Here is a 19,096-nt window from a genome sequence, read left to right as displayed (position 1 = left end):
AATCTGAGCCATGATCAAACTCTTCAGTTAAAAAGTTTGCTTACTCAAGTATCGAAACACTAACAATTTACTTATAAAGCGAATTGACGTGTTTGACGTCTCGTAAGACTTCAATTTTTTTGATCAACTTACTAACTAAAAGTTAGCAGCCAATCTTCTGAAGTCTCCAGCGAGCGCCCACACAAATTATCTGATTATCTATTTTAAAGAGCGTTGCCGTTACACTTAAGCCGCCAAACCTCTCAAACCTAATTAAGATGCTAAGCCCTGTCCGTGTCAGCGAGGGCGTATATTAAGGATCTACAGATTTTGTGCAACCCTTTTCTGACAATTCTTTTAATTAAATGATAAAGAAGTACTTTCTGATCAATAAAACATCAAAACAGCCAAAAACTGATCACATAACAACCAAACAACATCTCACTTCACATCAAATAGACATAAAAAAGCCCCATCACTTTTCAGCGACAGGGCTTTTATCTGCAAACTAAAAGCTAATACTTAACCACCAACGTAACTTAGCATCACGCCAGCAGCAACTGCCGACCCAATTACACCAGCAACATTTGGCCCCATGGCATGCATTAACAAGAAGTTTTGTTTGTTCGCTTCAAGACCAACTTTATTCGCCACTCGCGCCGCCATAGGAACCGCCGAGACACCAGCCGCACCTATTAAAGGGTTGATATCTTCAGCTGAGTATTTATTCATGATCTTAGCCATGATAACACCTGAAGCGGTACCAATAGAGAAAGCCACTAAACCTAAACCTAGAATACCCAATGTCTCAACATTTAAGAAATCTTCAGAACTAAGCTTCGACCCCACACCCAAACCCAAGAAGATAGTAACTATGTTAATAAGAGCATTTTGAGCTGTATCACTTAAGCGATCAACAACACCACATTCTTTCATCAAGTTACCAAAGCAAAACATACCCAACAATGGCGCCGCACTCGGTAAGAACATAGCCGCTAGAAAAATCACCACAATAGGAAAGATGACTTTCTCTTTCTTAGAGACTTCTCTAAGTTGAACCATCTTGATAGCACGCTCTTCTTTAGAGGTAAGTGCTCTCATGATTGGCGGCTGAATCAATGGAACCAAAGCCATGTAAGAGTATGCAGCAACAGCAATAGCACCAAGCAAGTCAGGAGCCAATCGACTCGCAACAAAAATCGCCGTAGGACCATCGGCACCACCGATAATACCAATCGCTGCCGCATCTGCTAAGGTGAAATCCATAATTCCAGCCGCACCTAGTACCACAGCACCAATGACCGTTGCGAAGATACCGAACTGAGCAGCAGCACCTAAAAGAAGCGTTTTAGGGTTAGCCAACATAGGACCGAAGTCCGTCATAGCTCCAACACCCATAAAAATGAGCAATGGGAACAACCCAGTTTCGATACCACCATGATAGATATAGTACTGAAGACCACCCGGCGAGACTAAATGCCCAGTCGCATCATAAACAGGTGCAGCCATAAAGCCTGCACCCGGAATATTCACCATCACAGCACCAATACCGATTGGTAATAACAATAATGGCTCAAAACCCTTTTTAATAGCCAAAAAGACAAGCAAAAGACCAACACACATCATCACAAACTGACCCAGCTCAAGCTGGTAAAAGCCAGTATCATGAAGCAAATTTAGTAGCTTATTTTCCATCTCTAAGTTTTCCTAGATTACAAAGTAAGAAGCGTGTGACCAACTTGTACAGAGTCACCTTCTTTCACATTAATGGAACCAACCACACCAGATTTAGGGGCTGAGATTTCAGTTTCCATTTTCATAGCTTCTAAAATCATAACTGTTTCACCTTCTTCAACTTGCTGACCAGGAGAAACAAGCACTTTGAAAATATTACCTGCAAGTGGAGATGGAACCGCTTCACCAGAAGATGCTGCTGGAGCAACAGGCGCTGCAACTGAAGCCGATGCTGAACCTGCAGGTTGGATAGCACCAACAACACCACCCTCTGTCACTTGAACAACATACTCTTCACCAGAAACAGAAACAGTGTAAACACCTTCACCACCAGGAGAGGAATTAGCCACACTAGAAGAATCTACAATCGACTCCGCAACAGGTGCTGGTTCAAACGCACTAGCGTCACCACGATTCTGAAGGAATTTAAGGCCAATCTGAGGAAATAGCGCATACGTCAAGACATCATCAATTTGATCATTAGCTAGTTGAATACCTTTCTCGCTGGACAAACCAACCAACTCTTCCGTTAGCTTATCCATTTCTGGAGACAACAAATCAGCTGGACGACATGTAATAGCTCCAGCACCATCAAGTACACGCGCTTGAAGCTCCGCATTAAATTCAGCAGGCGCCGCACCATATTCGCCTTTTAAAATACCAGCCGTCTCTTTAGAGATAGACTTATAACGCTCGCCTGTTAATACGTTCAATACAGCTTGCGTACCTACAATCTGAGATGTCGGCGTTACAAGTGGTATCAAACCCAGGTCTTCACGCACTTTAGGGATTTCTTTTAGTACATCATCGAACTTATCCGCTGCGCCTTGCTCTTTTAATTGACTTTCCATATTCGTCAACATTCCACCAGGAACCTGAGCGATAAGAATGCGAGAATCTGTTCCGCGTAAAGAACCCTCGAATTTAGCGTATTTTTTTCTTACCTCACGGAAGTAAGAAGCAATTTCTTCAAGCTGAGTTAAATCCAGTCCTGTATCACGATCCGTTCCTTGCAAAGCAGCAACGACAGATTCCGTTGCACTGTGTCCGTATGTCATAGACATAGAAGAGATGGCGGTATCAACACGATCAACTCCCGCTTCAGCCGCTTTAAGAATCGTCATATCGGACAATCCAGAAGTTGCGTGAGCATGCAATTGAACCTCTAAGTCTGTTTGCGCCTTTAAAAGACTAACTAGCTCAAACGCATCGTAAGGAGTCAAAATGCCAGACATATCCTTAATAGCAATAGAGTCAGCACCCATATCTTCTAGCGTTTTCGCATAATCGACCCAATTTTGGGTCGTATGAACTCGGCTCTTAGTATAAGAAATCGTGCCTTGAGCATGCTTACCTTGTTGCTTAACCGCTTTAATCGCTGTTTCTAAGTTACGAGGATCATTCATCGCATCAAAAATACGGAAGACATCTACGCCATTAAAAGCAGCACGCTCAACAAACTTATTTACAACATCATCAGCATAATGACGGTAACCTAATAAGTTCTGACCACGAAGCAGCATTTGCTGAGGCGTGTTTGGCATCGCTTTTTTCAATTCGCGAATACGCTCCCATGGATCTTCACCAATGAATCGAATACAAGAATCGAATGTTGCACCACCCCATGACTCAAGTGACCAGAAGCCAACTTTATCAAGCTTTTCAGCAATGGGAAGCATGTCATCAATTCGCATGCGTGTAGCGAACAAAGATTGATGAGCATCACGCAAAACGACATCTGTAATGCCAAGAGGTTGCTTAGTGGTTGTCATGTTTCAGCCTCAAAAAAAATCTGGATAGTTAGTAGTTTAAGAATTCTTATTGTTTCTATGGTGGTGAACTGCTGCCGTAATCGCTTCCGCAATCTTCGGATCAACACTACCTGCTGCAGGTGCAGCAACTGGCTTCGCGCTTGGCGCAGCGACAGAAACATCTGGAAAAAATTGGTTCAGTAGACGAGACATAAAACCCGTCGCAACGATTAAGATACACAGGAAGAGAAAGACAAAGCCCATCCCCAATACCATTAACCCAAAGCCATCTCCGAGCAACCCGTTCATAACATCAATACCCTTGCTATTATCTTGTTTGTGCCGATCGAATATGATCAGATGCACCCCAAATAGAATAGTTTCTTTTTAATGGGTAGTTTTTTACCACAAACCAGAACAGTTTCATATTTTTTTTGCATAACAGTTATACTTATTTCGTGAACAATTCAGTAGAAAGCACCCTTATTTTGAATAAATTAGCACAGAACAACCCAGTCACTCTTGCCGTCGCACCTATGGAAGGCGTAATGGATCACACCATGCGCGAACTTCTTTCAAGTATTGGAGGCATGGACTACCTTGTATCAGAGTTTGTAAGAGTCACTCAGTACCCAATTCCCACCAACACATTCCAACACCTAGTACCAGAAAATAGAAACAACGCCCAAACTGCATACCAACATCCAGTACACACTCAACTGCTTGGTAGCAATGCGGAGCTTATGGCTGAAAGTGCGATCAATGCGATTGAAGCTGGCGCAACTCATATCGACATTAACTTTGGCTGCCCAGCAAAAAGGGTAAACGGTCATGGAGGCGGCTCTGTCTTACTACAAGACCCAAATACGCTTCATACAATTATGAAGACCATTCGAAACGAATTACCTGAAAACATACCTGTCTCAGCCAAAATACGCTTAGGCTATGAAGATGAAGCTTTACTTTTTGATAATGTTGCCGCAATAGAAGCGGCTGGAACGAACAAACTAACCGTGCATGGCAGAACAAAAAAAGACGGCTATAAGCCACCAGCTCGATGGGAAAAAATAGGCGAAATCCAAGATAGAACAAAAATGTTAGTCGTCGCCAATGGAGACATCACAGACGTAACATCACTATTAAAGTGCCAATCTATTTCGGGATGTAACCACTTTATGATTGGTAGAGGGTCTTTGAATAACCCCTTTGTATTTCAAGATATATTAGCTGAGCTAAGCGGGGAGACTAGAAACAAGCAAGAACATGAGCTATTTAACCTCTTCGCCATCTACACAATGAAACTACAAGAAAAATACGACGAAGTTGCCACTCTAGGAAGATTAAAGCAATGGTGTGGTCATTTACGATTTGAGCATATAAGCATAAGAGACAATCTAACGACTTTAAGAAGAAGCAATAGCGTCATTGAGTTTCTAAGAAATATAGAAATAGTCCTGAAAGGGTAAAGCAAGAATTGAGAATTAGTAAATGGTGCACCCGAGAGGATTCGAACCTCTGACCGCTCGGTTCGTAGCCGAGTACTCTATCCAGCTGAGCTACGGGTGCTCAATAACATTAAGAAATGAAATACTTTTGAAGAAACAATTTGGAATGTGTTTTAGAAATGGTGCACCCGAGAGGATTCGAACCTCTGACCGCTCGGTTCGTAGCCGAGTACTCTATCCAGCTGAGCTACGGGTGCTCACTATAATTTCTTTGCAACACTTAAAGAAGAATCTAAAAGCTTTTATGGATGGTGCACCCGAGAGGATTCGAACCTCTGACCGCTCGGTTCGTAGCCGAGTACTCTATCCAGCTGAGCTACGGGTGCATAATCACATATCACGATGTCTTTTTTATTAAGAAGGATAGTTCTTAAAAGACATACTTGAATGGCGGAGAGTGAGGGATTCGAACCCTCGATGAGTTTCACCCCATACTCCCTTAGCAGGGGAGCGCCTTCGGCCACTCGGCCAACTCTCCAAACAAGTGCGGCGTAGTATATACTGCCTAAAAAACATGTAAAGACTTTTTGGAAATTTTTTTAAAAAAATTATTCCACAGTGTCTTGTCCATCTTGTTCCTGTTGAATACGAAGATAAATCTCTTCACGATGTACAGAAACGTCTTTAGGTGCATTGATACCAATACGAACCTGATTTCCTTTAACACCTAATACAGTAACAGAAACCTCATCACCAACCATCAAGGTTTCACCAACACGACGAGTTAAAATAAGCATAAAATTTTTCCCTGAAATTAATTATCACATTTACCAAGATGAATTCCCCGACACCTTTGTAGGGGAAATCCTACAAAACGAATTGTAGCTTTTTGGCAAATATTTAACCATCAAAAATTTTATGACTTTATGTATCCAATTGTTACGCTTCGCTAACCCCTAATGCACCGTCGCTTAACTTGAACGCTGAGTGCAAAGTACGGACAGCTAGCTCCATGTATTTCTCGTCGATAATCACTGACACTTTAATTTCTGATGTAGAAATAAGCTGTATATTAATTGACTCTTCCGCCAACGCCCTAAACATACTACTTGCTACACCGGCGTGTGAGCGCATACCCACCCCTACGATAGACACCTTCGCGATTTTAGCGTCAGAAAGCACCTCTGTAGCCCCTAACTCTTCAGCGATACCATTCAGCGTAGATAATGCCTGATCATATTCATTACGATGCACAGTAAAGGTAAAGTCTGTTGTACCGTCTACAGAAGAGATATTCTGAACAATCATATCAACTTCAATATTGGCATCACTGATTGGCCCAAGAATTCGCGAAGCAACACCCGGAATGTCAGGCACACCTTTTAATGTTAACTTTGCTTCGTCTCTATTGAACGCAATACCAGAAACCGCTGGCTGCTCCATATTCTCGCTCCCCTCTGTTGTAATCAACGTACCTTCACCTTCAACAAAACTAGACAGTACCCTTAATGGCACTTGATATTTACCAGCAAACTCTACTGAACGAATTTGCAATATTTTTGAGCCCAAGCTCGCCATTTCCAACATTTCTTCAAATGTAATTTTATCCAAACGTCGAGCGCTATCCACAACACGAGGATCCGTTGTATAAACACCATCCACATCAGTATAAATCTGACATTCATCCGCTTTTAAAGCCGCAGCCAAAGCAACACCCGTTGTATCAGAGCCACCTCGACCTAGCGTTGTAATATTGCCAAACTCATCCGCACCCTGAAAACCCGCAGCAACAACAACACGACCTGCATCTAAGTCCGCTCTCATTGCTTCGGTATCTATCTTCTGAATACGAGCTTTACCATGAGCGTTGTCAGTTGTAATACGAATCTGAGAGCCTGTATAAGAACGAGCATCAAGACCACGCTTCATCAATGCCATAGACAACAAAGCGATGGTTACTTGTTCGCCAGTTGAAAGCAAAACATCCATCTCACGAGCATTAGGCGAAGGCATGACACTTTTCGCCAACTCAATCAATCTGTTTGTTTCACCACTCATAGCAGATACAACGACAACAACGTCATCGCCTTTTTGCTTATGCTTATAAACTCTATCTGCAACCGCCTCGATACGTTCAACCGTACCAACAGAAGTGCCACCGTATTTTTGAACTAACAACGCCATAATCTATTTATTACCTACATCAAAGCTCAATAGAGCCGATCAAATTAAACTCTTTCAGCAACCCAACTAGGAACCAAAGTAAGCGCTTCTGGCAATCCATCAGGATTATTACCACCTGCTTGAGCCATATCTGGTCGACCACCGCCTTTACCGTCGACCAAAGGTGCAACCATCTTAATAAGATCGCCCGCTTTTACCTTTTTGGTTAACTCTTTTGTCACACCAGCAATTAAACTCACTTTGCCATCATTAACCGCAGCTAAAAGAATAACAGCCGACTCTAGCTTACTTTTCAGCTCATCTAGCAAATCACGCAATTCTTTTGGATCAGCCACATCAATCTGAGCAACCAATAACTTGCCACCTTCAATCGCAACCGCCTGAGACGCCAAATCAGCACCTGCGAGAGCAGCCATTTTACCTTTAAGAAGGTCTAACTCTTTTTGCAAACTACGAGCGTGGTCATTTAACGCCACAACTTTATCAAAAGCGTTTTCTTTATTGCCTTTTACCAAGCCAGCCACATTACTAAGCAGAGCCTCAATGTGTCGAGTGCTATCGATCGCCGCTTTACCCGTTAACGCCTCAATTCGACGCACACCAGCTGCGATACCGCTTTCCGCAACGATTTTGAATAAACCAATATCACCTGTATGCTTAACATGCGTTCCACCACAAAGCTCAATGGAGTAATCCGCACCCATTGTTAGAACACGCACTTCACTGTCGTATTTCTCACCAAACAGCGCCATAGCACCCTTGGCTTTTGCAGACTCAATATCCATCAGATCCGTTTCAACAGGACGATTTAAGCGGATCTGCTCATTCACCATATCTTCAATCTGCTCAATCTCTGCGGCCGTTACGCCTTCAAAGTGAGAGAAGTCAAAACGCAAACGCTCTGGATCAACCAAAGAACCTTTTTGAGTAACATGATCACCTAGAACACGACGAAGCGCTTCATGCAATAAATGCGTTGCAGAGTGATTTAATGTAGTCGCCATACGCAAAGAACGATCCACTTCACCTGTTACCAAATCACCTACAGAAAGACGACCTTCTTTTAATTCACCTTGATGCAAATGGGCTTTTGACTGTTTTGTTGTATTGGACACTTTGAAAGCACCAGCACCACGCAACCAGCCTTTGTCACCAACTTGACCACCTGATTCACCATAGAAAGGCGTGCTTTTTAAAATCACAGCAGCAGATTGACCCGCTTCGATAGAATCAACGGCAACACCATCAACCAAGATAGATTCCACTTCACATTGACCATCTAAATTGTCGTAACCCGTAAATTCAGTGACGCTGTCAATTGTTAAGCCACCAGACATATCCATTGAGAAGTTACTAGCAGAACGAGCACGATTACGCTGCTCGTCCATCGCTTTTTCAAAGCCAGCTTCATCAATTTCTAAGCCATTTTCACGGGCAACATCATTCGTCAAATCCGCAGGAAAACCAAAAGTATCGTAGAGTTTAAAAACGGTTTCGCCTGGAACCACTTTCTTATCGCCAAGCTGAGAAATCGCTTCTTCAAGGATCTTCATACCTTGATCAAGAGTTTTCGCGAATTGCTCTTCTTCTTTTAACAAGATAGAAATCACTCGGTCTTTAAGTTTGCGTAACTCTGGGTACGCATCGCCCATCTCAATATCAAGCGCTTCAACCAACTTATGGAAGAAAACACCTTTCTGCCCCAATTTATTACCGTGTCGAACCGCACGACGAATAATACGACGCAAAACATAACCACGCCCTTCATTGGAAGGAATAACGCCATCCACAATCATAAATGAACAAGAGCGGATATGATCGGCAATAACGCGCAATGACTGAGAAGCCAAATCATCAGTACCAACGGCTTTTGCGGATGCTGCGATCAAGTTTTGAAACAAGTCAATTTCGTAGTTACTGTGAACGCCCTGCAAAATGGCAGCAATTCGCTCAAGCCCCATTCCTGTATCAACAGAAGGCTTAGGCAATGGAGCCATAGTACCATCAGCAGAACGATTGAACTGCATGAAGACGACATTCCAGATTTCAATAAAACGATCGCCATCTTCTTCTGGAGAACCTGGAGGCCCACCCCAAATATGCTCACCATGATCGTAGAAAACTTCAGAACAAGGACCACAAGGGCCTGTATCACCCATCGCCCAGAAGTTATCAGATTGGTAACGACCACCTTTATTGTCGCCAATGCGTATGATCTTTTCTTTCGGCACACCTATCATGTCATGCCATAAATCAAAGGCTTCATCATCATCTGCATAAACGGTTACAAGCAGTTTTTCTTTCGGCAATTTCAAAACAACCGTCAAAAACTCCCAAGCGTAAGAGATAGCATCTTTTTTGAAGTAATCACCAAAACTGAAGTTACCCAACATTTCAAAAAAAGTATGGTGGCGCGCTGTATAACCTACGTTTTCAAGGTCGTTATGCTTACCGCCTGCACGGACACAACGCTGAGACGTAGTTGCTCGCGTATATGGGCGTTGATCTTCACCCAAAAATACATCCTTAAACTGAACCATACCCGCGTTAGTAAACAACAAAGTCGGATCGTTACCAGGAACCAGAGAGCTAGAATCAACAATCTGATGCTGCTTACTTTCGAAATACGATAAAAATGACTGGCGTAACTCAGAACTCTTCATAATAAGGTGCGTCTCTATCTCTATTTTTCAGGACGAATTGGGTTGCGTGAACGGCATATTAATAAGCGCCTATTCTGTACAACGAAAAGCACAAAATAGTACACGCAAAGGATGGGTGTTTTCAAAAGAAACCGTAGAATTTTAAGGTTATTTTGTACAATTCTTAAACTAAAGCCTCTTTTCGCTAAGAATCGAGGCTTTATAGGGGGTTACAATTTGATTTCGTTAAGGGCTTGATAACGATAATTAGGGCGGGAGGTCATTCTAGTGACGAGTTCATAACCAATGGTGCCAGCAAACTCAGCCACCTCTTCTACAGGGACTTCTTCTCCCCATAAAACCACCTCTTGCCCAATTTCGAGCAATTGATCTGAATTAGACAGCTTCACTGTAATCATATCCATTGATACTCGACCTGCCAATTCGCCCGGTCGCCCGTTAAGCTTAACAGGTGCGCCATGTTGAGCATGTCTAGGATAGCCATCACCATAACCAATCGCGACTGTCGCCAATTGATGATCTTCCTTAGCAACATAAGATAAACCGTAGCCAACTTTTTCACCTTGCTTCAAAGAGCGAACAGAGATCACTTTCGAAGACAAAGTCATGGCTGGAACCAAACCCAACTGCTGCCCCGTCAGACCTGCAAAAGGGGAAATCCCATACAACATAATGCCTGGGCGAATCCATCCACCTTCAGGAACAGACCACTTCATAATAGCTGCAGAATTCGCAACACTGGCTTCGATACCACCAATAGAGCGACGAGCCTGCTCGAAATAAGTAAGCTGCTCCATCGTTGTAATATCAGACAAATCATCAGCACAAGCAAAATGCGTCATTAACAACACTTCGCCAACTTGGCCGCTTTCCTTCAATTTCTCCACAAGCAATTTGGCGCCGTCTTTATCTGTGCCCAAACGATGCATTCCCGTGTCCAGTTTGACAAAAACCTTTTCAATCTTTGCTTCGCTGTTCAATAGCCATTTAAGCTGAGTGTCGTTTTCTATTGCGGCCCAAAAACCGTGCTGCTCACACAACGCCCATTCCTCAGCTTCAAAAACACCTTCCAACAACATAACAGGTGATTTCACATCAGCTTCTCGAAGAGACATTGCTTCTTCAATAGCCGCAACAGCAAAGGCATCCACTTCTTCATCAAGGTGTTTTGCGACTTCAATGGCACCATGACCATAAGCATTACTTTTCACAACAGCAAAGGCTTTACAGGTTGGCTGAAGTTTTTTTGCGTAACGATAGTTATGTAAAATTGCATTCAAATCTATCGTTGCAGTGAGTGGTCTTGCCATTTCTAATCCTTACTTTTTATAACGTTCAGCAGATAGATCCTGAGAATCAATATCTGTTTTGTCACCCGCTATGATATCCGCAATCACCGCTGCAGAACCACAACTCATTGTCCAACCAAGAGTTCCGTGACCTGTATTCAAATACAAACCATCGATACTACTTCCGCCAACAACTGGCGTTCCATCCGGTGTCATTGGGCGTAAGCCAGTCCAGTATTCAGCTTCAGCCAGATCACAACCCTTACCAAATAAATCGCCTACTACATGACTAATGGTTTCAGTTCTGGATTTGGGAAGATCTAAGTTATAACCGGTTAATTCAGCCGTTCCAGCAGCACGAATACGATTACCAAGGCGAGTAACGGCCACCTTGTACGTTTCATCCATAACAGTGGAAATAGGCGCAAAATTCGTGTCTGAAATAGGCACTGTTAATGAATAACCCTTTACCGGATAAACAGGAATATCCACGTCACAAGCTTTCAACAGCTCTTTCGAGTAACTGCCTAAACAAACGACAACACTATCAAACTCCTGAAGACCTAATTGAGTCACCACACCCTTAATTTTATTCGCTTGGACGCTCAAAGACTCAATATCAGAGTTAAATTGAAAGGTAACACCCAGCTCTTCACAAGTGGTTTTAAGCGACTTGCAAAACAAATAACAGTCCCCTGTTTCATCACCTGTTAGGCGTAAACCGCCTTTTAGCTTATCAACAACAGAACTCAACCCAGGTTCAACCTGAATAACTTGCTCGGGCGTCAGCAATTCATGCGGCACGCCCAACGCTTTAAGTACTTTGATATCTTTTTCAGCGGCATCAACTTGCTCTATTTTTCTGAACAATTGCAATGTACCACCCTGACCGTCTTCGTACTGGATACCAATCTCTTTTCTAAGCTCGACAAATTGGTCTCGACTGTATTCCGCCAACATCATCATTCTGGATTTATTAGTGTCATAGGCACTGTTGGTGCATTGCCCCAACATTTTAATCATCCAATCTATTTTCTTAAGCTCAGGCTCTAAACTCACCTTTAACGGGGCATGCTTTTGCATTAGCCATTTAATCGCTTTTAAAGGAACGCCCGGCGCAGCCCAAGGAGCAGAATACCCAGGAGAAATCTGCCCAGCATTAGCAAAGCTTGTCTCCAAAGCGACATCAGCCTGACGATCAATCACCGTCACTTGATACCCTTTTTTCGCCAAATAATACGCAGAAGTAAGACCAACAACACCAGCCCCAAGAACACAAACACGCATAACAACGCCCCAAACTTAATGAATAGTTATATCACCTATATTCACATAAGATTTTCAGTTTTATCATCTTATTTTTTATAAAAAATAAAAATAAAAAACCAATAAATAAACATATTATAGATTTTTATAAAATCAGTGTGAGAGTCATTTTCAACTGCTAAAATAGACACACAAAAAAGCAACAAGGAACAAGGAACACAATATGCAAAGCCAAACACTCTCCACTTTCGATCAAGCTTTATCACTATTAAGCCATAGAGAGCATGGGACAAAAGAGCTTGCTAATAAATTAAAGTTAAAAGGACACACAGAGGAAGACATTGCTTCTGCTATAGAGCAACTACAAGATATTAACTACCTAAACGATGAACGTTTTGCTGAGATTTTCGTCAGAAGTCGTGTCAGCAAGCCACTTGGTGCCAATCGCATTCTGCAAGAGCTTATTCAGAAAGGTATAAACAGCGCATTAGCAAAAGAAGCCATTAATAATGCTGAAGCCGATTGGTTTGAATTAGCGAAAACACTAAAAATTAGAAAGTTCGGCGAAAAGGTCAGCACGGACTTCAAAGAAAAAGGCAGACAATCTCGCTACCTTCAATACAGGGGTTTTAATTTTGACGAAATAAAATACGCCATTTCATCAGAGGACGAATATTGAGCTTTGTTACTTGTTACTAAACTCAACCTTTCTATTCATCCTCTTTGGCCATTAAAGCTGTCAAATAGCGCTCTTCCATTTCAACATACTTGGCTTGAACTGTTTCAATCTTCTCATCAAGCTCTTCAACTTTTTTCTCTAAATCATTAAATGACTGGGTCTGATCCTGGCTTTCACTTAATTCAGCCATTAAGCGTTTTCGCTCATTCGCAAGCTCTTCATTAATTTCACTTAAATTTCGAGCTTCTTCCAAGTCACGAGCGGCTTCACTCTCATCATAAGTCGATTCTTCTGGATGAAGCAGTTTATATTCTAAGTTCTCCCGTAATGCTTTCGCTTTATCTAAATCTTTTTCTAGCATTTCCACATAAAGCTCAGACTCATTTACCATGGTTCGCAAGGAATTCAGTTTAGACGCTTGCTCATTGGCAAACGCATCAGACTCTTCTGTAAAATCGCCTTGGTGAAGCAAATCCTCCATGTTTTGCATGGTACTTCTTTCTTCATCCAAAACATTGTAAATATCTATTCCCTGAACAGACTTACCCGCCTCACCTTCCAATTGGGCTTTCTTCTCTTTCAAAGCCTCATCACGCTTCATCATATCGATATTTAGGTTGTACTTTACCAACTGAAGGCTTTCCAATTTACTCTCAAGACGCTTCACTACATGACTGCTCTCTAACAAAGCCTTTTCAAGACGAACAATGGCAATATCGTAGGCTCCAATATGTTTTCCATCGCCTTCTTCTCCACCCTTGGCTTCGCGTACTTTTTCTTTTAAGTCAGCAATAATTTCTTTTTGATGCTCCGCTAGCAGCTTAAGATCGGCTACTTTATTATCAAGTTCAGAACGCATAGAGTTCAGGAAAGTAGACTCTTTTGCTTCATCTAAGAAGGTTTCTAACGCATCAATATATTGCGCACTGCCCTCTTCATCTTTCACCGTATCAAGGTGCAGTTTCAATCGCTCAGCGAACTCACATAAACTCGCCATTTCAGCTCGCAACAGTGCTAACGAGTCATCTAAACTCGCCTCATTTTTTAACTCGTTATGCAGTTTTTCTAGTTGAGCATTTAATTCTGAGGTGATGTTAACTTGCGCAGAAACCTTATCGCTGGCCCGCTGAATAATTTTATTAAGCTCATTCAAGATGGATTGATTAACTTTTAAAGATTTGAAAAGAGCGTCGATTTCTTGTGCCTTATCAATTTTCAACAAAAGACTCTTAAATGCATCCAGCAAACCCACAACCTCAGAATGAGGCACGGACTGCTCGATGATTTTTATTTCAACATCTAAAAATATCGACCAACAAGACAACGCAGCCTTATTTTGGAAATCGGAGGCAGGAACATTACTAAGCAATTGAGCACAAATGCTTTTTTGCTCTTTAAGCAAACCTAACCATAGCTCTTTTTCTTCAGCAGAAACATCATCACTATTCCCACCCTTAGCGTTATCATTTTTCTCAGAGTCCGGACCGTTAGCCTGCTTTTTTAAAGATAGATAACGTAAAAAAGTGAATATGAGCACAACAAAAAGCACCGCGCTTGATGCAATCAGCCCCCATTGCCATATCAACATAACCACCTCTCATTTCTCAATTATCTATCTCTCAAAATACTGTTACGCTGCAAACATAACTCTATTTCGACCTTCGCTTTTCGAACGATAAAGAGCTTCATCAGCCAACTTTAAGCCATATTCTACATCATTACCCTGATTAGCCGCTCCACATCCTATTGAAGTTGTAATACAGCCATGAACATCTGTGTAACCAGGAACCACCATAGACTCAACAGATCGCAGAATCGTCTCAGCTATTTTCTCAACCTTATCTTTACTTGTAGAGGGCAACAACAGGGAAAACTCTTCGCCACCTAAACGACACAATAAACCTTGCGCCCCAACAGCTCGTTTTAGTGTTTTACCAAACTCAACTAAAACACGATCTCCCATATCATGACCTGCAGCATCATTAATTTTTTTAAAATGATCGATATCTATCATCAAAAACCAAGAAACCAATGAGCTTCGAGCCCCTTGCTCCTCTAATTTTTCAGCAGCTGCCTGCATAAAATAACGACGGTTTGGCAGAGAGGTTAATTCATCTGTCATTGCCGATACTTTTAATGCTTTCTCCATTTCTCGGCGCTTTCTATCCACCTGCTCTTGCACTATCGCACTAATAACAACGAGCAGTGCAATAAACCAACAAATAGCGACAACATAAACCCCAAAAATACTATTTTCGTTTGAGTTAACCAAAGACCTAACAACCAAATAGCCAATCAACAAAGGAACGAAGTACCCTAGCAACATCTGCATTCGCGCAATTCTTCCTCCGATATAAGGAGACAAAACGGCTTTTACGCCACCTTTATTGGCAGTAATAGCCAGAGCACTAACACACAAAAACACGCCAAATGTTGTCGATAATATAGACATCGCGCCATAAAAAGCCGTCAAACCATAAGCATAGCCCGTAATGGAAACCATTGGGATGCATAAAGAAGTGAAAGACAGTAGCTGCGAGTGAATTGGAAACTTGAAAATATAAAGCAATAAAGAAAAGGCTAATAAAAGCAACATGACCGTGGTGTTCAAGCCCATCGAATTATCTTTGCCTGATAATAGATCCTGCTCAACCACATTCGAGAAAAGCATAAAGTATTGCGACAAATCATTACCAACAACAAAACCGATAAGATGAGTACTGCAAATCAATACAGCCAACAGCGCTAAAACTTTAGAATATAACTTCTGTTTAGCCCGAACACTCAACTCCAATCCTAAAGCCAAAAACAAAACAACAATGGCTGTTAAAGGGTTTGTTGCCGGCTCACTTGCTATCGGTCTATATAAGAATTCAATATTGAATGCATAACCTAGCAAAGTGAAAGCACTTAAAAGAACTGTTATTGCACTTATTTTATGCCCTACTTTTCTAACAAATCTATGCAATGATTGATCTGTTTGTAGCTTTTCATTTAGCACTAACATGGTTTCATTTCTCTTTGTCATATACATCTAGCCATTTTATGTATCTAGATACCTGACTAGATAAAAAACGACACCTAATTATCACTTTCTAATGAGACCTGAATTTATTGATTTTATTGAAGGACGCCATCAACAGAATAAGTAAACCATAAAATGGTCACTTATATCCTTATAACCGCAATGATAAACATATTTTATAAAAGGTATAGGAGCGCAACTCTTCTTAAAGCAGCTTGAGGTGATCTTTACACTTTGAAAACAGCCTCATAAAAAAATAAAGCGAGTGGCATTTCTAATAGAATCTGTAAATTTACGCATTATTTAAAGACAATCGACGAGCTTAAACACCCACACAGGAGCTCATTCTCTTACCTTCAGCCTCTAACTTAGAAGCAAACCAAAAATCACATACCAAAACGTTAACTCTCTGTTAACCCCTCTCCCTTTAACATCCTCTTTATATTAAGAGGAAGTCTAAATGAATTATCGTTATTTACTAATTGGTCTCCTTACACTTGGCGTGGTTGGTTGTGCATCAACGCGTGAAATGGAGTACGAAAATGAAGCGGAGAATGACACGGTTAGTGCCATTGAACAGCTTATCAATCGAGTGATTGAGGAAGAGAGCTCATCTGAGGAATCTGAGCCGTCTGTTAACGAGTTAACAGATTTGGTGGATATACCAGAACTGGATAAATACATTGAAGAGGCGTTGCAGAAGAACCCAAGTTTGCAACAGAGCATTATTGCTCTCAACATCGCCTATGCAACCCAAGGTATATCTCGTGCGGATTTATTGCCTTCTGTGACGTCTTCTTTTTCTGGCGAAAAAACACAAGACAGTGATGACGCTTTCAGTGCAGATTTAACCGTAAGTTGGGAGCTGGATTTGTGGCAACAACTGGCAGACACAAACGAAGCCGCAAAAATAGACATACTTTCAACAGAGGCCAGTTTGCAATCTGCGAAAAACCTAGTGGTTGCGAATCTGATGAGAGGCTGGTTAGCTATCAGCACAGATCAGCAATTGTTGGTGATTGAACAGAAACGTTTGGAAGCGTTGAAAAGCACAGAGAGCTTGATTCTAGAGCGCTATCGCTCAGGTTTGGATTCTCTTGATGAGCTTGATACCGCGAAAACCGCTACGGCTCAAACAAAGGCGACGATTGCGGAATATCAAGAACAGCTTGAGCAAGACAAACGCAGTTTATTGTTGCTCACTGGCGGCTGGAATAAAGAGCTGACTGACATCAATGTCGCTACTCGTTTTCCTGATGTTTTGTATCCTCTGGATAGTTTGTCTGTGCAAGACCTTTCTGGTAGACCAGATCTACAACAAGCCTTTTTCGATATCAAGGCGCAAACCCTTCGTACCAATGCCGCTTACAAAGCCATGCTGCCTTCGTTCAGCTTGTCGGCCAGCCTTTCTGATATGGCCGAGAGCCCAACAGAAGCGTTATTCAATAATCCCATTTGGAATTTGCTAGGACAAATCTCTGCACCCTTGTTTCAAGGTGGCGCATTGCGAGCTCAAGCCGAGGTGGAAGAACTGACCACCAGACAAAGTTACTGGGTTTATCAAGAAGCCTTATTGGATGCGGTGAACGAAGTTGAAAATGCCATTGGTTATGAAAGTTCTTACTCGATTCAGCAAGCCCATTTAAGAGATGCGTTAACGAGTGCAGAACGTAGCCTTGTGAGCTCCGAACAAAATTATCGTCAAGGTTTGGTGGACATCTTCGACCTGTTGACGGTGCAGCAGCAAGCCTTTGATGCGGAAGCTGAACTTACCTCTCTGATTTACCAAAGATTATTAAACCGAATTGATTTAGGCCTGGCGTTAGGCATAGGAGTATCTTCATGAAAAGTACATTAAAAAAACATGCCCCGACGTTAGTTGTCACCTTATTGGCTGCGACTTCTATTTTTGCGGTTATTGCCTACAACGGCAGCCAAATACCAGGGCGAGACGAACCACAAACAAGTGCACAGCAAGCCGCGCCAGAGACGCAAGAAGCGCCTGCTAAGGTTGAAAAAGTACTGACGAAAGTGTCGGTGCAAGAGACGCAAGCTGGCACATATCAAGCGAAAATTGTTGGCTTTGGCGAAGCAACGTCCCGTTATGAATTGGACTACACCAGTGAAATTAGCGGCCGAGTAGAGTGGTTGTCGGATCTATTCCAAGTTGGTACACAAGTATCTAAAGGGGATTTGTTGGCAAGAATTGATGACTCAACGTATCAACAATTAGTGGCGGAAGCGGAGTCAGACCTTGCCACCGCTGAGCTTGAATTGTTTGAAGAGCAACGTGAAGGTGAGCAGGCACGTTCTGAGTGGAACCGTTCTGGACTAACCGGTGAGCCAGATTCACCATTGGTGTTTCGTGAGCCACAGTTAGCCAGCGCGCAAGCCAGTGTTGAAAATGCCCGTAAGTCTTTAGTGAGTGCGAAAAAAGACTTGGCTTATACAGAAATTCGAGCACCTTTTGATGGCGTTATTACCGAGCGTACTCTTCAGTTAGGTGCCCATGTCAGTGAAGGTGGTTCCATTGCGATGCTGTACAGCACCGATTTAATTGAAATAGAAGTGCCGTTATCTAATCAGCAATGGGCGAACTTACCAGCGGAAGCGGTTGATGAGTCTTGGGGCGCGACTGTGTATGACAGTAACAGCGGCAAAGAATGGTCTGCTGTGATAAAGCGAGAACATCAATATGTGGACAAAACAACGCGCCAGCGTTCGCTTGTCCTGGTGGTTGAGAAGCCCCTTGCCAGCGAAAATAAGCTTTTTCCTGGTACGTTTGTAAAAGCCAGTATTGATGGTAAACAGAGTGACAATATTTGGCAGTTGCCTGCGTCTACTTTGTCTCAACAAGGGGAAATTTGGATTGTTGATGCACAAGGTTTATTAAACAAATACGCGGCGACTGTGTTATTTGAGCGAGATGATTTTATTTATGTGAACCCTGTCGTTGATGGGGAAACAGTACAAGTCATCATGCGCCCATTAAGCAACTTCCAAGTTGGCATGAGAGTGTCTCCTCAAGTGATGCCTTCTCAAGCGAGCGATGCTAAAGAAACAACCAAGGAGGCGCTCTAA

Annotated in this window: 14 protein-coding genes and 4 tRNA genes; 4 read left to right on the top strand and 14 right to left on the bottom strand. The window is 42.3% G+C overall.

Annotated features, from left to right (window positions below):
* Positions 1–501: 501 nt before the first annotated feature.
* Genes ACMUMQ_RS07930 through ACMUMQ_RS07920 form a run of 3 tightly spaced genes read right to left on the bottom strand, consistent with a single transcriptional unit; the run spans position 502 to position 3,773 of the window.
* Positions 502–1,674, bottom strand: coding sequence for a sodium ion-translocating decarboxylase subunit beta (locus ACMUMQ_RS07930; RefSeq protein WP_414681451.1), 1,173 nt, complete (start codon positions 1,672–1,674; stop codon positions 502–504).
* A 17-nt stretch (positions 1,675–1,691) separates the two neighbouring features.
* Positions 1,692–3,485, bottom strand: a complete 1,794-nt coding sequence (oadA, locus tag ACMUMQ_RS07925) for a sodium-extruding oxaloacetate decarboxylase subunit alpha (RefSeq protein WP_414681449.1) — start codon at positions 3,483–3,485, stop codon at positions 1,692–1,694.
* A gap of 36 nt (positions 3,486–3,521) precedes the next feature.
* A complete protein-coding gene (locus ACMUMQ_RS07920) occupies positions 3,522–3,773 on the bottom strand; it encodes an OadG family protein (RefSeq protein ID WP_414681448.1) in 252 nt (83 codons plus the stop codon).
* 179 nt (positions 3,774–3,952) lie between these two features.
* Here ACMUMQ_RS07920 and ACMUMQ_RS07915 point away from each other — a divergent pair, with 179 nt between their 5' ends.
* The gene (locus ACMUMQ_RS07915; RefSeq protein WP_414681447.1) at positions 3,953–4,930 is read left to right on the top strand and encodes a tRNA dihydrouridine synthase; all 978 of its coding nucleotides are present in this window, start codon (positions 3,953–3,955) and stop codon (positions 4,928–4,930) included.
* A gap of 23 nt (positions 4,931–4,953) precedes the next feature.
* Here the strand turns inward: ACMUMQ_RS07915 and ACMUMQ_RS07910 are convergent.
* From ACMUMQ_RS07910 to ACMUMQ_RS07870, 9 genes are all read right to left on the bottom strand, one after another.
* A tRNA-Arg gene (locus ACMUMQ_RS07910) sits at positions 4,954–5,030 on the bottom strand.
* Between the two features lie 59 nt (positions 5,031–5,089).
* A tRNA-Arg gene (locus ACMUMQ_RS07905) sits at positions 5,090–5,166 on the bottom strand.
* A 52-nt stretch (positions 5,167–5,218) separates the two neighbouring features.
* A tRNA-Arg gene (locus tag ACMUMQ_RS07900) sits at positions 5,219–5,295 on the bottom strand.
* Positions 5,296–5,357: 62 nt separating this feature from the next.
* A tRNA-Ser gene (locus tag ACMUMQ_RS07895) sits at positions 5,358–5,447 on the bottom strand.
* 70 nt (positions 5,448–5,517) lie between these two features.
* A complete protein-coding gene (gene csrA / locus ACMUMQ_RS07890; RefSeq protein ID WP_414681445.1) occupies positions 5,518–5,706 on the bottom strand; it encodes a carbon storage regulator CsrA in 189 nt (62 codons plus the stop codon).
* Between the two features lie 142 nt (positions 5,707–5,848).
* A complete protein-coding gene (locus tag ACMUMQ_RS07885; RefSeq protein ID WP_414681444.1) occupies positions 5,849–7,093 on the bottom strand; it encodes an aspartate kinase in 1,245 nt (414 codons plus the stop codon).
* Positions 7,094–7,137: 44 nt separating this feature from the next.
* Positions 7,138–9,756, bottom strand: a complete 2,619-nt coding sequence (gene alaS, locus ACMUMQ_RS07880; protein ID WP_414681443.1) for an alanine--tRNA ligase — start codon at positions 9,754–9,756, stop codon at positions 7,138–7,140.
* 209 nt (positions 9,757–9,965) lie between these two features.
* Complete coding sequence (gene alr, locus ACMUMQ_RS07875; protein WP_414681442.1) at positions 9,966–11,066, bottom strand: alanine racemase; 1,101 nt, start codon at positions 11,064–11,066, stop codon at positions 9,966–9,968.
* 9 nt (positions 11,067–11,075) lie between these two features.
* Positions 11,076–12,332 carry a D-amino acid dehydrogenase gene (locus ACMUMQ_RS07870; protein WP_414681441.1) on the bottom strand — a complete coding sequence of 419 codons (1,257 nt, stop codon included), beginning with the start codon at positions 12,330–12,332 and terminating at the stop codon, positions 11,076–11,078.
* A gap of 202 nt (positions 12,333–12,534) precedes the next feature.
* Here ACMUMQ_RS07870 and recX point away from each other — a divergent pair, with 202 nt between their 5' ends.
* The gene (gene recX / locus ACMUMQ_RS07865) at positions 12,535–12,990 is read left to right on the top strand and encodes a recombination regulator RecX (RefSeq protein WP_414681440.1); all 456 of its coding nucleotides are present in this window, start codon (positions 12,535–12,537) and stop codon (positions 12,988–12,990) included.
* A gap of 31 nt (positions 12,991–13,021) precedes the next feature.
* Here recX and ACMUMQ_RS07860 read toward each other — a convergent pair whose 3' ends face one another.
* Together ACMUMQ_RS07860 and ACMUMQ_RS07855 are read right to left on the bottom strand one after the other, a co-directional pair.
* On the bottom strand, positions 13,022–14,578 hold the full coding sequence (locus ACMUMQ_RS07860) for a coiled-coil domain-containing protein (protein WP_414681439.1): 1,557 nt from the start codon (positions 14,576–14,578) through the stop codon (positions 13,022–13,024).
* A gap of 42 nt (positions 14,579–14,620) precedes the next feature.
* Positions 14,621–16,018: a GGDEF domain-containing protein gene (locus ACMUMQ_RS07855; protein ID WP_414681438.1), complete on the bottom strand. Its 1,398-nt coding sequence runs from the start codon at positions 16,016–16,018 to the stop codon at positions 14,621–14,623.
* 457 nt (positions 16,019–16,475) lie between these two features.
* Between ACMUMQ_RS07855 and ACMUMQ_RS07850 the strand changes: the two genes are divergently transcribed.
* Both ACMUMQ_RS07850 and ACMUMQ_RS07845 read left to right on the top strand, forming a co-directional pair.
* Positions 16,476–17,861, top strand: coding sequence for a TolC family protein (locus tag ACMUMQ_RS07850; protein WP_414681437.1), 1,386 nt, complete (start codon positions 16,476–16,478; stop codon positions 17,859–17,861).
* Positions 17,858–19,096 (top strand): efflux RND transporter periplasmic adaptor subunit, encoded by a 1,239-nt coding sequence (locus ACMUMQ_RS07845; RefSeq protein ID WP_414681436.1) that lies wholly within the window; start codon positions 17,858–17,860, stop codon positions 19,094–19,096. Before ACMUMQ_RS07850 ends, ACMUMQ_RS07845 begins: the two co-directional genes overlap by 4 nt.

The organism is Marinomonas algae (genome assembly GCF_047525555.1).
Taxonomy (GTDB): Bacteria; Pseudomonadota; Gammaproteobacteria; order Pseudomonadales; family Marinomonadaceae; genus Marinomonas.
The sequence above is the reverse complement of the archived record's forward strand: the minus strand, read 5'-3'. Positions and strand labels throughout refer to the sequence as shown.

Coding starts and splice junctions, on each gene's coding strand:
- ACMUMQ_RS07930 (WP_414681451.1), bottom strand. CDS start 1,674: ATGGAAAATAAGCTACTAAATTTGCTTCATGATACTGGCTTTTACCAG.
- oadA (WP_414681449.1), bottom strand. CDS start 3,485: ATGACAACCACTAAGCAACCTCTTGGCATTACAGATGTCGTTTTGCGT.
- ACMUMQ_RS07920 (WP_414681448.1), bottom strand. CDS start 3,773: ATGAACGGGTTGCTCGGAGATGGCTTTGGGTTAATGGTATTGGGGATG.
- csrA (WP_414681445.1), bottom strand. CDS start 5,706: ATGCTTATTTTAACTCGTCGTGTTGGTGAAACCTTGATGGTTGGTGAT.
- ACMUMQ_RS07885 (WP_414681444.1), bottom strand. CDS start 7,093: ATGGCGTTGTTAGTTCAAAAATACGGTGGCACTTCTGTTGGTACGGTT.
- alaS (WP_414681443.1), bottom strand. CDS start 9,756: ATGAAGAGTTCTGAGTTACGCCAGTCATTTTTATCGTATTTCGAAAGT.
- alr (WP_414681442.1), bottom strand. CDS start 11,066: ATGGCAAGACCACTCACTGCAACGATAGATTTGAATGCAATTTTACAT.
- ACMUMQ_RS07870 (WP_414681441.1), bottom strand. CDS start 12,332: ATGCGTGTTTGTGTTCTTGGGGCTGGTGTTGTTGGTCTTACTTCTGCG.
- recX (WP_414681440.1), top strand. CDS start 12,535: ATGCAAAGCCAAACACTCTCCACTTTCGATCAAGCTTTATCACTATTA.
- ACMUMQ_RS07860 (WP_414681439.1), bottom strand. CDS start 14,578: ATGTTGATATGGCAATGGGGGCTGATTGCATCAAGCGCGGTGCTTTTT.
- ACMUMQ_RS07855 (WP_414681438.1), bottom strand. CDS start 16,018: ATGACAAAGAGAAATGAAACCATGTTAGTGCTAAATGAAAAGCTACAA.
- ACMUMQ_RS07850 (WP_414681437.1), top strand. CDS start 16,476: ATGAATTATCGTTATTTACTAATTGGTCTCCTTACACTTGGCGTGGTT.
- ACMUMQ_RS07845 (WP_414681436.1), top strand. CDS start 17,858: ATGAAAAGTACATTAAAAAAACATGCCCCGACGTTAGTTGTCACCTTA.